The sequence below is a fragment of the Caballeronia sp. ATUFL_F1_KS39 genome (assembly GCF_023630985.1).
Classification (GTDB): domain Bacteria; phylum Pseudomonadota; class Gammaproteobacteria; order Burkholderiales; family Burkholderiaceae; genus Caballeronia; species Caballeronia zhejiangensis.
This window is the reverse complement of record NZ_JALQDZ010000014.1, coordinates 1-13,676: the sequence shown is the minus strand read 5'-3', so window position 1 is coordinate 13,676 and position 13,676 is coordinate 1. Positions and strand designations below refer to the sequence as shown.

General features: G+C 63.6%; 13 protein-coding genes and 1 tRNA gene. 8 read left to right on the top strand and 6 right to left on the bottom strand.

Annotated features, from left to right (window positions below; translation table 11 throughout):
* Positions 1-188: 188 nt before the first annotated feature.
* Positions 189-959: an RNA methyltransferase gene (locus tag NCR93_RS08855; RefSeq protein ID WP_033535788.1), complete on the top strand. Its 771-nt coding sequence runs from the start codon at positions 189-191 to the stop codon at positions 957-959.
* A gap of 127 nt (positions 960-1,086) precedes the next feature.
* Positions 1,087-1,893 (top strand): serine O-acetyltransferase, encoded by an 807-nt coding sequence (gene cysE, locus NCR93_RS08850; RefSeq protein ID WP_175982701.1) that lies wholly within the window; start codon positions 1,087-1,089, stop codon positions 1,891-1,893.
* Here the strand turns inward: cysE and NCR93_RS08845 are convergent.
* The 4 genes from NCR93_RS08845 to NCR93_RS08830 form a co-directional block, all read right to left on the bottom strand.
* A complete protein-coding gene (locus tag NCR93_RS08845) occupies positions 1,890-2,693 on the bottom strand; it encodes a UDP-2,3-diacylglucosamine diphosphatase (protein WP_175982700.1) in 804 nt (267 codons plus the stop codon). The two genes, cysE and NCR93_RS08845, sit on opposite strands and share 4 nt — an antisense overlap.
* Before the next feature lie 13 nt (positions 2,694-2,706).
* The gene (locus tag NCR93_RS08840; protein WP_008341836.1) at positions 2,707-3,198 is read right to left on the bottom strand and encodes a peptidylprolyl isomerase; all 492 of its coding nucleotides are present in this window, start codon (positions 3,196-3,198) and stop codon (positions 2,707-2,709) included.
* A gap of 74 nt (positions 3,199-3,272) precedes the next feature.
* On the bottom strand, positions 3,273-3,854 hold the full coding sequence (locus tag NCR93_RS08835) for a peptidylprolyl isomerase (protein ID WP_008341835.1): 582 nt from the start codon (positions 3,852-3,854) through the stop codon (positions 3,273-3,275).
* Between the two features lie 54 nt (positions 3,855-3,908).
* Positions 3,909-4,586, bottom strand: a complete 678-nt coding sequence (locus NCR93_RS08830) for a tetratricopeptide repeat protein (protein ID WP_175982736.1) — start codon at positions 4,584-4,586, stop codon at positions 3,909-3,911.
* Between the two features lie 555 nt (positions 4,587-5,141).
* On the opposite strand from NCR93_RS08830, the gene cysS reads away from it, so the two are divergent.
* From cysS to NCR93_RS08800, 6 genes are all read left to right on the top strand, one after another.
* A complete protein-coding gene (gene cysS, locus NCR93_RS08825) occupies positions 5,142-6,539 on the top strand; it encodes a cysteine--tRNA ligase (RefSeq protein WP_175982699.1) in 1,398 nt (465 codons plus the stop codon).
* A gap of 47 nt (positions 6,540-6,586) precedes the next feature.
* A complete protein-coding gene (locus NCR93_RS08820) occupies positions 6,587-7,606 on the top strand; it encodes an endonuclease III domain-containing protein (protein WP_175982698.1) in 1,020 nt (339 codons plus the stop codon).
* Positions 7,607-7,725: 119 nt separating this feature from the next.
* Positions 7,726-8,697 carry an acetyl-CoA carboxylase carboxyltransferase subunit alpha gene (locus tag NCR93_RS08815; RefSeq protein ID WP_008341830.1) on the top strand — a complete coding sequence of 324 codons (972 nt, stop codon included), beginning with the start codon at positions 7,726-7,728 and terminating at the stop codon, positions 8,695-8,697.
* A 43-nt stretch (positions 8,698-8,740) separates the two neighbouring features.
* Positions 8,741-10,168 (top strand): tRNA lysidine(34) synthetase TilS, encoded by a 1,428-nt coding sequence (gene tilS, locus NCR93_RS08810; RefSeq protein WP_034473076.1) that lies wholly within the window; start codon positions 8,741-8,743, stop codon positions 10,166-10,168.
* A 327-nt stretch (positions 10,169-10,495) separates the two neighbouring features.
* Complete coding sequence (locus NCR93_RS08805; protein WP_175982697.1) at positions 10,496-11,746, top strand: aspartate kinase; 1,251 nt, start codon at positions 10,496-10,498, stop codon at positions 11,744-11,746.
* A gap of 182 nt (positions 11,747-11,928) precedes the next feature.
* Positions 11,929-12,021, top strand: a tRNA-Ser gene (locus NCR93_RS08800).
* Between the two features lie 206 nt (positions 12,022-12,227).
* On the opposite strand, the gene loiP is transcribed toward NCR93_RS08800, so the two are convergent.
* Positions 12,228-12,986, bottom strand: a complete 759-nt coding sequence (gene loiP / locus NCR93_RS08795) for a metalloprotease LoiP (protein ID WP_175982696.1) — start codon at positions 12,984-12,986, stop codon at positions 12,228-12,230.
* A 169-nt stretch (positions 12,987-13,155) separates the two neighbouring features.
* Positions 13,156-13,527, bottom strand: coding sequence for an ACP S-malonyltransferase (locus NCR93_RS08790; protein WP_250532203.1), 372 nt, complete (start codon positions 13,525-13,527; stop codon positions 13,156-13,158).
* Between the last annotated feature and the right edge of the window lie 149 nt (positions 13,528-13,676).

Here is a 13,676-nt window from a genome sequence, read left to right as displayed (position 1 = left end):
GTCGACGAAAGACGAATTGAATAAGAGCGGGGCGTTCGCGCGAAGGTTCTTTGGAAGCCACGCAAGAACCGTTCGCCGCGCGCGAAGGCGCCATTTTACCCGAAAGTGGCCGCGCGGTTCCGGCGCATGGCCAAAGCGCGTTAACATATCGGGTCGCACTTTCTTCAAAATTCAGCACGAACCGCGCCTTGGAACCCAACGAACTTTCCGCGCCCGCCGGCGGCTTCACGTCGACGCGCTTCATCCTGGTCGAGCCGAGTCATCCGGGCAATGTCGGCGCGGCCGCCCGCGCGCTCAAGACGATGGGCTTCGCGCGCCTCGTCCTCGTCGCGCCGCGCGTGACCGACGTCAAGAACGAGCCCGAAGCCATCGCGATGGCCTCCGGCGCCGACGACGTGCTCGCGTCCGCGCATGTCGTCGACACGCTCGCCGATGCGCTCGTCGGCGTGCGCTGGTCGGTCGCGCTGACCGCGCGTATGCGCGAATACGGGCCGCCGCAGATGCCGCCGCGCGCGCTCGCCGAACGCGCGCATGAATTCGTGCGCCACGGCGATATCGCGCTCGTGTTCGGCAACGAGCGCACCGGGCTTTCCAACGCGGACGTCGAAAGATGCAGCGCGCTCGCACATATTCCGGCCAATCCCGCCTACAGCTCGCTCAATCTCGCGCAGGCCGTGCAGGTGCTCGCGTATGAACTACGCGTCGCGTTCCAGACGTCCGCGAGCCCGCTTGCCGTGGTGGAATCGGCGGGGCAGAGCGCATCGAGCGATGAAATCGAAGGCATGTACGCGCATCTCGAAGACGCGCTCGTCGCGCTCGATTTTCTCGATCCGGCCAATCCGAAGAAGCTGATGTCGCGCGTGCGGCGGATGTTCGCGCGTTCCGGGCTCGAGCGCGAAGAAGTGAATATTTTGCGCGGCATCGCGAAGCACATCCTCCTTCGGACGAAAAAGGACTGACCGCGCTGGCGTCGGGGGCATCGGGCAGACTGCGCGCGCTCGTCCTACAATCGGCGAAAAACGGCGAACGCCGATAAGCTTTGCGCGATTCGTGCAAAGCACTCGTCCCCCTTTCAGAGACATCGCCATGTTCGACCGACTTCGCGAAGACATCGCCGCCATCCGCGAGCGCGATCCCGCCGCCCGCAGCGCCTGGGAAGTCGTCACCTGTTATCCGGGGCTGCACGCGATCGCTCTGCATCGCATCGCGAACGCGTGCTGGCGCGGACAGTGGCGCTGGCTCGCGCGGTTCGTGTCGCAGATCGCGCGCTTTCTCACCGGCATCGAAATTCATCCGGGCGCGACGCTCGGACGGCGCGTGTTCATCGATCACGGCATGGGCGTCGTGATCGGCGAGACGGCCGAAATCGGCGACGACTGCACGATCTATCAGGGCGTGACGCTCGGCGGCACGTCGCTCACGCGCGGCGCGAAACGTCATCCGACGCTCGGGCGCGGCGTGATCGTCGGTGCGGGCGCGAAGGTGCTCGGCGGCTTCACGGTCGGCGCCGATGCGAAGATCGGCTCGAATGCGGTCGTCGTGAAGCCGGTGCCGGCGGGCGGTACGGCGGTGGGCAATCCGGCGCGCATCGTGATGCCGGCCGTCGCGAAGAAGCCATCCGATGAAACCGCGAAGAGCGGCTTTTGCGCTTACGGCATTACGCCGAACGCGGACGATCCCGTGTCGCTCGCGATCCACGGGCTGATCGATCACGCGTCGACGCAGACGCAGCGCATCGACGACATCGTCGCGGCGCTCGAACGGCTCGGCGCGCGCGTGGAAGCGCTCAACGCCGTCGATGGCGCCGCGCTCGTCGATCTCAAGCGCCTGTGCACGTCGATGGATGGCAAGGCGGCGGACGAGCGCGCCGCGTCGCTCGAACGCGCGAGTTAAAGCGGCAGCGGGCGCACGCCTTCTTCATCGACGCGCAGATAGCCGCCGCGCGGCGGGTCCGCGTCGAGTTCCCAGTCGGGCAGAACCCAGCGCACGCCTGCGACTTCGCGATGCATCGCCGGACGATGCGTGTGGCCGTGAATCAGCGTGTTCGTGCGGCTATTGATGAAGAGTTCCGCGACCGCTTTCTTCGTCACGTCGTACTTCGCCTTGACGCCGGTGGTCACGCGCGCGCCCTCGCTTTTCGAGCGCATGCGCTGGCCGATGCCCAGGCGCGTGTCGAGCGGCAACGCCAGAAAGAGCCGTTGCGCGAGCTTGTTGCGCGCGAACGAGCGAAAGCCTTGATAGGCGCGATCGGCGGTGCACAGGCCATCGCCGTGGGCGAGCACGATGCGCTTGCCGAACGCGGTGATGACGAACGGATCGGGCAGCGGCAGCGCGCCTGCATCTTTCATGAAGCGCTTGCCCAGCAGGAAATCGCGATTGCCGTGCATCACATATAGGCCGATGCCGCGTTCCGAGAGCGTATGCATGAGGCGCGTCATGCGGCGCGCGAAGCTGGCGCGCGGGTCGGTTGGCGGGCCGTCGAGAATGTCGTCGCCGATCCAGAACTCGAACAGGTCGCCGAGGATGAAGACCGAATCGGCGTCGTTCGCCGTGACCTCGATGAAATGCTCGAAGGCCGCAACGGTTTTCGGAATCGCTTCGGAGAGATGCAGATCGCCAATGAAAAACAGCGGGCGCGCGTTTTTCGCTGTGCCCGCTGCTTCGCGATCGAATGAAGTCTTCGTATCGATCATGCAATGACCGTGATCAGACCACGACGGCCTTCTCGATCACCACGTCGTCGACCGGAACGTCCTGGTGGAAGCCCTTCGAGCCGGTCTTCACCTTCTTGATCTTCTCGACCACGTCCATGCCTTCGACGACCTTGCCGAACACGGTGTAGCCCCAGCCTTGCGGCGTCGGCGACGAGTGGTTCAGGAAGTCGTTGTCCTTCACGTTGATGAAGAACTGTGCAGTCGCCGAATGCGGGTCGTTCGTGCGCGCCATCGCGATCGAGCCGTTTTCGTTCTTGAGGCCGTTGTTGGCTTCGTTGTCGATCGGCGCATCGGTCGGCTTCTGCTTCATGCCCGGCTCGAAGCCGCCGCCCTGGATCATGAAGCCATCGATCACGCGATGAAACACGGTGTTGTCGTAATGACCCTTCTTCACGTAGTTGAGGAAGTTCTCGACCGTCTTCGGGGCCTTGTCGGCGTCCAGTTCAATCTTGATGACGCCGTGGTTCGTATGCAGTTCGACCATGATGATGTTCTCTCCATTGTGTTTGATTGAGCCCTGGCGCAGCGCGCGCCAGGTCAGCGACAGGCGCTTACGGATTACTGCGGGACCACGGTGGCCGACTCGATCACGGTCGGCTTTTGCGGCACGTCCTGCATAGGGCCGCGCGTGGTGGTCGGGCTGCCTTCGATCTTCTTCACGACGTCCATGCCCGCGACGACCTTGCCGAACACGGCGTAGCCGTTGCCGTCCGGGCTCGGATAGTCGAGACCCGCATTATCGACGGTATTGATGAAGAACTGCGCGGTGGCCGAATTCGGATCGCTCGTGCGCGCCATCGCGAGCGTGCCGGTGGCGTTCTTCAGACCGTTCTTGCTTTCGAGCGGAATCGGCGCGCGCGTCGGCTTCTCGGCGAAGCTCGTGCTATAGCCGCCGCCCTGGATCATGAAGCCCGGAATCACACGATGAAAGATCGTGCCGCTGTACTGACCGGACTTCACGTAGTCGAGAAAGTTCGCGACCGTCTTCGGCGCTTTCTCGGGATACAGCTCGACCTTGATGTCGCCTTGCGTGGTCTTGAAGAGCACGGTGGGGTGCGCGGCCTGCGCGTTCGGCTGCGCTAACGCAGGCGTGGTCGCGATCAGGGCAGCGCTCGACAGCGCCAACATCAGGAATTTCATGAAGGATCGATCCTCGTGTGGTGAATGCAAACAGTCGGCCGCGAATGCGCCTGCTTATGGCTGCGCTTGCGGCGCGACGTATGGCGTGGCCGGCAGCGGGCTCGTCGGGCCGCCGAACGGCGCGTAATCGTCGGGACCGGGCATCGTCTGCGAGGCGGCTCCGGATGCCGGCGCCCATTCGTCCGCGGCCGGACTTGGCGCAATTGCCGCGCCCGTTCCCGATGCGCCTTCTGCCGCGCCCGCGCGCTTCTTCGGCGGGTTGTAGATGTTCTGAATCGCCGTGATGCGCTGGCGCGTGAGCGGACTCTTCGAGCCGAGCGATTGCGCGCGCTTGTACGACTCGCTCGCGAGACGAAGATAAAGATCGCCCAGGTTGTCATAGGCGAGCGCGTAGCCTGGATTCGCCTTGACCGCGGTTTCGAGCGCGACGCGTGCATCCTCGTAGCGGCCCTTCTTCGCGTAGAGCGCGGCGAGGTTGTTGTACGGCTCCGGCAATTCTGGATAGGCTTGCGTGAGCTCGGTGAAGGCGGCGATGGCTTCGTCGTCGCGATTCAGGCGCGCGAGCACGGTGGCGCGCTTGAACTTTGCCTGCACGTCGCGCGGATTGCTCGCGATGCGCGCATCGAGTTGTGTTAGCGCGGCGTTCCAGTCCTTGCCCGCGATGGCCGAATCGATCTGCGGCGTGTCGTCGCGAGTTGCGGTCGAGGTCTGCGCGAGCGCGGCCCCGGACATGCCGACACATGCGAAGCCGAGCGCCGCGATGGCGAGCGTCCGGGAAACGAGCCGGCAAGAGAGTTGCAGAGGCGTGCGCGCGTGGCGATGAGTCACTTGGAATCGAGTCAATGAATGAGGCGGCGAAAGAAGCCGTGAAAGCGGCGAAAGGGACGGCGAGCGCCCGAGCACGCGAAGGCGTGCGAGCACGGGAGAACGAGCGGAAATGCCCGATGCGGCGTCGTGTCCGGCAAGGCTTTCGGCCCGGCCCGGAGCGCGGCTTGCCATGCCCGCCGCGCGGCCGCTTCGAGATTTCATAGGCTCAAGTCCCGGTGTTATACTCCGACCCATTCTAACAAAAGGTCTGCACGTCCCGCGCACGAGTCTTGCGCCTGGATCTCCAGGCGAGCATCTCGCGCCGACTCCAGACTGTCTTTCGCCACTCGTGGCCGTCTCCGTCCTGGTCGCATGACCGTCGTGTTCGCGCTCGCGTGTGGGTCTCTTCGCTCCCGCGCGTATCGCTCACGGCGCTCGCTGCCCGGCACACGGTTGATTCCGGCCCATGCTTCGCCTTCTATGAACTCGCTGCGCATCTACAACACGCTCGCGCGTGACAAGCAAACCTTCACGCCGCTTCGCGCCGGCGAGGTACGCATGTATGTCTGCGGAATCACCGTGTATGACTACTGTCACGTCGGGCACGCGCGCATGTTCGTGGTGTTCGACATCGTTCAGCGATGGCTGCGCGAGACCGGCTACAAGGTGACTTACGTCCGCAACATCACCGACATCGACGACAAGATCATTCGCCGCGCGGTGGAGAACAACGAATCGATCAAGTCGCTCACGCAGCGTTTCATCGAGGCGATGTATGAGGACATGGACGCGCTCGGCGTCGCGCGTGCGGACATCGAGCCGCGCGCGACCGAGTTCGTGCCGCAGATGCTCGGCATGATCGATGCGTTGCACGCCAACGGTTATGCATATCAGGCCAAAGACGGCGACGTCAATTACTCGGTGCGCAAGTTCACCGACTACGGCAAGCTGTCCGGCAAGTCGATCGAAGACTTGCGCGCGGGCGAGCGCGTCACGGCCAACGACGCCAAGGAAGATCCGCTCGACTTCGTGCTGTGGAAGCAATCGAAGGCGGGCGAGCCGGAAGACACAGGCTGGAACTCGAAGTGGGGCCGCGGGCGTCCCGGCTGGCACATCGAATGTTCCGCGATGGGCTGCACGTTGCTCGGCGAACAGTTCGACATCCACGGTGGCGGCATGGATCTCCAGTTCCCGCATCACGAGAACGAGATCGCGCAAAGCGAAGGCGCAACCGGAAAGCAGTTCGTGAACTACTGGATGCACAACGGCTTCGTGCAGATCGACAGTGAAAAGATGTCGAAGTCGCTCGGCAACTTTTTCACGATCCGCGAAGTTCTTGAAAAATTTGATGCTGAAGTCGTGCGCTTCTTTATTGCGCGGGCACACTATCGGTCGCCGCTGAATTACAGCGACGTGCATATCGACGACGCAAAGAACGCGTTGACGCGCCTATATACGGCGTTGAAGGATGTCGAGCCGGACAATCAGCAACTTGACTGGAGCGAGGCGAACGCGCAGCGTTTCCAGTCTGCGATGAACGACGACTTCAACACGCCGGTGGCCGTGTCGGTGTTGTTCGATCTCGCGAGCGAAGTGAATCGTACGCGCGATGCCGCGCTCGCTCGTCAGCTCAAGGGTCTTGCGGGCGTGCTCGGACTGCTTCAGCGCGAGCCGCGTGCGTTCCTGCAGCGGGCGAGCGGCGCAGGCTCGAGCGAGGGACTCTCGCCGCAAGAGATCGAAGCGAAGATCGCCGAGCGCATCGCCGCGAAGCAGGCGAAGAACTATGCCGAAGCAGACCGGATTCGCGCTGCATTGCTCGAAGCCGGTATTGCGCTTGAAGACAAACCGGGTGGGTCGACCGAATGGCGCCGCGTTTGAGCGCGGCCCTTCGAACCCTCTGATCGACTCACCAGGCAGGAGGCAAGATGGCAACGGCCAGGAAGACGCCGGTCAAGCGACCCGCGTCTGTCAGCGATGCGTCGGGCGCAACGAAGCGCGCGAGCAGCGCACAAACGAAAGTGAACACGCAGAAGATCGATGGCGCAGGTGCGGCGGCCGGCAAGACGGCGAAGCCGGCGCGCAGCGTTGCGCTCAAGGCCGCGAAGCCGGAGACGGCAACGCGCCTGAACGGCGCTGCGCGCGCATCGAAAGCGGGCACGGAAGAAGCCGAAGCGTCGCCCGCGAAGGGCAACGGCCGCGCGGTCGCAGGCGATGGCGCGCGCGCTCAGGCGCTGGTCGCCGAACGTGGCGAAGTGGTGCGCAAGTCGCGCGTCGTCACATCGGATGCCGCGGTGCCCGTGCAAATCGGCGGACTCACGCGCGAAGCCGTTCGTCCCGACTACTGGGACCGCGCGTGCGCAGATTTGATGCGACGCGACCGCATACTCAAGAAGCTGATTCCGAAGTTCGGCGAGATTCATCTCGTCAATCTCGGCGATCCGTTCTCCACGCTCGCGCGTTCCGTTGCCGGCCAGCAGATTTCGGTGAAGGCCGCGCAGGCGATCTGGGAACGGGTGAAGGGCGCATGTCCCGAGGTTCATCCGGCGCACTTCATCAAGCTCGGTCACGAGAAACTGCAGGCGTGCGGCTTATCCAAACGCAAGGCCGAGTACATTCTCGATCTCGCGCAGCATTTCGAATCGGGCGCGCTGCACGTCGACGCATGGACGTCGATGGACGACGAAGCCGTCATCGCCGAGCTCACGCAGATTCGCGGCATCGGCCGATGGACGGCGGAGATGTTCCTCATCTTCAATCTGTCGCGCCCGGACGTCCTGCCGCTCGACGATCTCGGCCTGATTCAGGCGATCAGCGTCAACTACTTCAGCGGCGAGCCGGTGACGCGCAGCGAGGCGCGCGAAGTGGCGGCGAATTGGGAGCCGTGGCGCACGGTCGCGACGTGGTACATGTGGCGCAGCCTCAATCCGATTCCGTCAGATCACTAAAATAACCACGCGAAAAGCGCGCGCTATCGTTGCTTTATAATCGATAGTTCACGCGCGAATTTTTGAGGGGCGGACGCGGTTAGAATACGCGCTGCCCGATGTTCCCAGGACTCGAACATATGAAGACCACGTTTCTGGATTTCGAGCAGCCGATCGCTGAACTCGAAGCGAAGATCGAAGAACTCCGCTTCGTTCAGGACGATTCCGCTGTCGATATTTCGGAAGAAATCGAGCGGCTGTCGAAGAAGAGCCAGCAGCTCACGAAGGATCTCTACGCAAACCTGTCGCCGTGGCAGGTTTCGCAGATTGCGCGTCACCCGCAGCGTCCGTACACGCTCGATTACGTCAGCGAGCTTTTCACCGATTTTCATGAATTGCATGGCGACCGCGCATTCGCGGACGACCTTGCGATCGTCGGCGGCTTCGCGCGCTTCAATGGCCAGCCGTGCATGGTGATCGGCCATCAGAAGGGCCGCGACACGAAGGAACGCGCGCTGCGCAACTTCGGCATGCCGCGTCCGGAAGGCTATCGCAAGGCGGAGCGCCTGATGCGTACCGCCGAGAAGTTCAGCTTGCCCATTTTCACGTTCGTCGATACGCCGGGCGCGTACCCGGGCATCGGCGCGGAAGAGCGCGGCCAGTCGGAAGCCATCGGCCGCAATCTCTATGTGATGGCGGAGCTCAAGACGCCGATCATCACGACGATCATCGGTGAAGGCGGCTCGGGCGGCGCGCTGGCGATCGCCGTCGCCGATACCGTGATGATGCTGCAGTTCTCCACGTACTCGGTCATTTCGCCGGAAGGCTGTGCGTCGATCCTGTGGAAGAGCGCGGCGAAGGCGCCGGAAGCGGCCGAAGCGCTCGGCCTCACGGCGCATCGTCTTAAGGCGCTCGGTCTCATCGACAAGATCGTGAACGAACCGCTCGGCGGCGCGCATCGCGACGCGAAGGGCATGGCCGCGCTCCTGCGCCGCGCACTCGCCGATTCGCTGCGTCAGTTCCAGGGCATGAGCGTCAACGACTTGCGCGAGCGCCGCTTCGAAAAGCTGATGGCGTACGGCAAGTTCAAGGAATCGCTGCCGGGCGCGTAATCCGTTCCCGTCATCTTCGTCATCTCATCCATCACGAACTCTCGTGACATCCGATAACGAAACCCCGGCCGGCCGCCTCGTGTTACAGGCGGTGCGCGCGGCGGTTTCGGACGCGGACCTTTCCCCGGATTCACTTCTCGCGGTCGCGTTGAGCGGCGGGCTCGACTCCACCGTGCTGCTCGACGCGGCCGTGAGTTGCTTCGGCGCGCGACGTGTGATCGCGCTGCATGTTCATCACGGTCTGAGTCCGAACGCCAACGCGTGGGCCGCGCATTGCGAGCGCTTTGCGGCGTCGCTCGGCGTGCGGTATGACGCGCGTCATGTCGATGTCGCGCGGACCGGCGGCGAGAGCCTCGAAGCCACGGCGCGCGACGCGCGTTATCGCGCGCTCGACGAGCTCTGCGATCAGCATGGCGCGGCGGCGCTGCTCATCGCGCATCATGCCGACGATCAGGCCGAAACCGTGCTGCTGCAACTGCTGCGCGGCGCGGGCGTCGCGGGCCTCGCGGCGATGGCGCCGCAACGCGCGGACGGCGCCGCGCCGCGTGTGCGTCCGCTGCTGCGCCTGCTGCGCGCGCAACTGGAGCAATACGCGCACGAGCGCGACCTGAGCTGGATCGACGACGAATCCAACGCCGACACGCGCTATTCGCGCAACGCGCTGCGCCATGACGTGCTGCCGATGCTCGCGGTGCATTTTCCCGGCTTTCGCGATGCCCTCGCGCGCACGGCATCGCATGCCGCGGCGGCGCAGCGGCTTTTGGATCAGCTTGCGCGCATCGATCTGGGACACGTTCAGAGCGCCGACGAAGAGGGCGCGCTCGTGCTCGACGCGTTTCTCGCACTCGACGACGAGCGCGCGATCAATCTCATGCGTTTCTGGATCCGCTCGCGCGGTTTGATGGCGGCATCGACGGCGCGCATCGCCGACATGTTGCGTCAGTTGCGCGATGCCGCCGCCGCGCGCGATGGCCACGCGCTGCGCGTCGATCATGCGGGGCACAGCTTGCGCGTGTATCGCAATCTGCTGTTCTGGGAAGCCGGCGACAGCGCCGATGCGCCCGATCTCGATGAAGGCGCGGCCGCGCTCAAAGTCGCGGCGGAACTGCTATGGCAGGGCGAAGAGGTGTGGCGTCTGCCGCAATGGCGCGGCTCGTTCGTGTTCGAGCCCGCTGATTCTTCCGCCGACGATGTCGTCGGGGAGGGCGTATTGCGCGCCGCGCCGCTCGTCGCGCGTTCGCGTGCGGGCGGCGAGCGCATGCGCGTCGCGGCCGAAGCGCCGAGCCGCACGCTCAAGAACCTCTTTCAGGAGCGCGGCGTGCCGGCCTGGAAGCGCGACGTACCGCTGCTTTTCATCGGCGAGGCGCTGCTGTTCGTGCCGCATGTCGGCGTGAACCGCGAGGCCGCGCCGAGCGCCGCGCACGGACCGCTGCGGCGCATTTCGTGGCGGCCGGATTTGCTGCTCGTGTGAGGCGCTTTGGGCAAACGTTGCGCCGAAGCCGGTAAAATCGCCGTCACCGGTGCCTCATCTTGTAATTTCAGCCTCGATCGGGTACGGTAACTCGTTTTCGCCCAAGCGCGTTTTTGCGCGGCATCTGCGTTCAAAAGACTCGATTTCGCCCGCAACGACGCATCCGCTCGCGTCGCTTATCAATGGCGCGAGCGTGCGAAGGGCGTGCGGCAGCGCCCGCGTATCGTAGCCGGCTTCGACATCCCCTGAAGCGATCGAGCGCGAGTCTCGAGCGTTCTCGCGTCAAAGCGCGTGAAGCGCGGTTTTCTCTCCAGTTCAAGAACGACAATGGCACTCATCGTACACAAATACGGCGGCACTTCGATGGGCTCGGTCGAGCGCATCAAGAACGTCGCCAAGCGCGTCGCCAAATGGCATAAGGCCGGCCACAAGATGGTCGTCGTGCCCTCGGCGATGTCCGGCGAAACCAATCGCCTGCTCGGTCTCGCGAAAGACATCAAGGCCGATCCGGACCCGCGCGAACTCGACATGATTGCCTCCACCGGCGAGCAGGTCAGCGTGGGCTTGCTGGCCATCGCGCTGCACGCGGAAGGCCTCGACGCCGTGAGTTATGCCGGCTGGCAAGTGCCGATCAAGACGGACAGCGCGTTCACGAAGGCGCGTATCAGCGAAATCGACGGCGAACGCGTGCTGAAGGACCTCGACGCGGGCAAGGTCGTGGTCATCACGGGCTTTCAGGGCGTCGATCCGGAAGGCCATATCGCGACGCTCGGACGCGGCGGCTCGGACACGTCGGCGGTTGCGATCGCGGCGGCGATGAAAGCGGACGAATGCCTGATCTACACCGACGTCGACGGCGTCTACACGACCGATCCGCGCGTGGTGGAAGAAGCGCGCCGGCTGGACCGCGTGACCTTCGAGGAAATGCTGGAGATGGCGAGCCTCGGCTCGAAAGTGCTGCAAATCCGCTCGGTGGAATTCGCCGGCAAGTATCAGGTGAAGACGCGTGTGCTCTCCAGCCTGACCGACCCGCTGATGCCGCTCGAAGCCGAAATGCACTCCGGCACCCTGATTACTTTTGAAGAAGACGAGAACATGGAAAAAGCAGTGATTTCTGGCATCGCGTTCCAGCGCGACGAAGCGCGCATCGCGGTCATGGGCGTGCCTGACAAGCCGGGCGTCGCGTATCAGATTCTCGGCCCGGTCGCCGATGCGAACATCGACATCGACATGATCATTCAGAACCAGAGCGTGAACGGCAAGACCGACTTCACGTTCACGGTCGGCCGCGGCGACTATCAGCGCGCGCTCGAAATCCTGAACAACCAGGTGAAGGGCCACGTCCAGGCCGAAACCGTGCTGGGCGACCCGAAGGTGTCGAAGGTGTCGGTGGTGGGCGTCGGCATGCGCTCGCACGTGGGTATTGCGAGCACGATGTTCCGCACGCTGTCGGAAGAGGGCATCAACATCCAGATGATCTCGACGTCCGAAATCAAGATCTCGGTGCTGATCGACGAGAAGTACACCGAACTCGCCGTGCGCGCGCTGCACAAGGCGTTCGAGCTGGATCGCGCGTAAGCGTGTAAGCGTGTGACGGAGATGTGAAGGCTCGCGGGCCTTCACATCGTTGCGGTTCGCTGAACGCGCGATTCCATATTGGCCGTTTCGAAAAAAATCGTCGTGTGAATTTGACCCCGGCCTGCGAACACGCTATTATCTCGATCTCGTTGCACTGCACTCCCGGTGCGGCGAAAAGTTTGGGAGACGTGGCCGAGAGGTCGAAGGCACTCCCCTGCTAAGGGAGCATCTGGCTAAAAACTGGATCGAGGGTTCGAATCCCTCCGTCTCCGCCAGTTGTCGTAGAAAGGCCCCGCAAGGTTAAAAACTTGCGGGGCTTTTTCTTTTTGCCGCGTTAGTCGGCGAAGTGCATTGCGACGAAGTGCATTGCGACGAAGTGCATTGCGACGAAGTGCATTGCGACGAAGTGCATCGCTTCGTCATCCTTCTGAATCGTCGCCGAAGAGAACGCGAGCGTCGCCGCTCGCGCTCAGTCACATCCTTACTTCCCCGACGCGATCCGGTCCTCGATATGCTTCGCGCGCGCCGGCGACGACGGATGCGAACTCAGCATGCTCGACTTGCCGCCATCGATGGTCGCGAGCTTCTGGAACGCCGTGACCAGTCCCTTCGGGTCGTAGCCCTTCTTCTTCTGCGTATCGAAGGAGTAATCGTCAGCGGCCGATTCCTGCGTTTGCGAGAACTGCGCGTTGACGAATTTTTCCGACAGATCGCCGAGCTGCGACGCCGACAGGCTTCCGACCATACCGCCCGCCGCCGAAGCCACCGTGCGCGCCGCCGACGTCGCGTACGCCACCTGCATCGCTTTCTTCGTATGGCCGAGCGCGACGTGCCCCATTTCGTGCCCGACGACACCGCGCACTTCGTCATCGTTCATCAGGTCCATGAGGCCGCTGTAAACGCGCACGCAGCCGTTCGCCATCGCCCACGCGTTGACGTCCTTCGTCAGATAAACCTTGTAATTGACCGGCACGCCGTTGATGTTGTCGCCGAGCTGCTTCGAGATCTTGTTCAGGCGCTGGGTGTACGGGCTGTTGGCCGCCGCGACTTTGTTTTCCTTGTCGAGTTCGGCACAGGACTTGTCGGACAGCGTGCGGACATCGGAGTCGCTCAGCGACAGCGCCTGAGTCGCCATTTGCCCGGATTGCATCAATTGGTTCGGATCCATGCTGCTCATGCTGCTGCACGACGCAAGTGTGAACACAGCGGAGGCCGCCAGCGCGATGCGGAAGATCGTCATAGTTTTACCTTTCGAATGTTGTTGTGATCGTCGTTCTGCGCAGATTGCGCGAACGCAGCGAAATGCTAATGACAGTCGATTCGTAAGCTATTCGAAAATTCCGATTTTGTCGGCAAAAAAGATGAAAACGCCAGCGGAAACCGTGCATCAGTCGCGCACGGAACGCGAATCAATCGGTCGCGCGCCTGCAGGCGGCGCGCACGCGTGCGGCGACGGATGCGGCGGGTGCGGCGTCCATCGCGATCGAAGCCGCGTCCGGCAAGGCTTCGGCGGCAAGCTGCGTGAGCGTCTGTCCCGGCGGCATCTCGACGAACACCTTCGCGCCGAGTTCGGCGAGCGCGATCGTCGATTCGTGCCAGCGCACCGGATAGCGCAGATTGGTGGCGAGGTCTTCGCGAATGGCGTCGGCGCGACGCAGCACGCGCGCGCCGCGATTGCCGATGTAGGCGATGCGCGGCGCCTCGATCCGCACCTTGCTCGCCGCTTCGCCGAGCCGTTGCGCGGCGCTTTCCAGCAGCACGCAATGCGAAGGCACGCTCACGCACAGCCGTTCGGCGCGGGGGGCGCCGCGCGCCCCGCCGCTTTTGCCGCCGTTCGCGCCCCCCGCGGCGCTCTCCCCAAGGATTAATATTAGAGGCGGGGTCTGTTTTTTGATTTTGGGGGTGTCCCCCGACAACTCGATCTACGCGG

What these genes read in the sequence shown, in the direction of transcription:
- cysE (WP_175982701.1), top strand. Translation starts at nt 1,087, where the DNA reads ATGTTCGACCGACTTCGCGAAGACATCGCCGCCATCCGCGAGCGCGAT.
- NCR93_RS08845 (WP_175982700.1), bottom strand. Translation starts at nt 2,693, where the DNA reads ATGATCGATACGAAGACTTCATTCGATCGCGAAGCAGCGGGCACAGCG.
- NCR93_RS08840 (WP_008341836.1), bottom strand. Translation starts at nt 3,198, where the DNA reads ATGGTCGAACTGCATACGAACCACGGCGTCATCAAGATTGAACTGGAC.
- NCR93_RS08835 (WP_008341835.1), bottom strand. Translation starts at nt 3,854, where the DNA reads ATGAAATTCCTGATGTTGGCGCTGTCGAGCGCTGCCCTGATCGCGACC.
- NCR93_RS08830 (WP_175982736.1), bottom strand. Translation starts at nt 4,586, where the DNA reads ATGTCCGGGGCCGCGCTCGCGCAGACCTCGACCGCAACTCGCGACGAC.
- cysS (WP_175982699.1), top strand. Translation starts at nt 5,142, where the DNA reads ATGAACTCGCTGCGCATCTACAACACGCTCGCGCGTGACAAGCAAACC.
- NCR93_RS08820 (WP_175982698.1), top strand. Translation starts at nt 6,587, where the DNA reads ATGGCAACGGCCAGGAAGACGCCGGTCAAGCGACCCGCGTCTGTCAGC.
- NCR93_RS08815 (WP_008341830.1), top strand. Translation starts at nt 7,726, where the DNA reads ATGAAGACCACGTTTCTGGATTTCGAGCAGCCGATCGCTGAACTCGAA.
- NCR93_RS08805 (WP_175982697.1), top strand. Translation starts at nt 10,496, where the DNA reads ATGGCACTCATCGTACACAAATACGGCGGCACTTCGATGGGCTCGGTC.
- loiP (WP_175982696.1), bottom strand. Translation starts at nt 12,986, where the DNA reads ATGACGATCTTCCGCATCGCGCTGGCGGCCTCCGCTGTGTTCACACTT.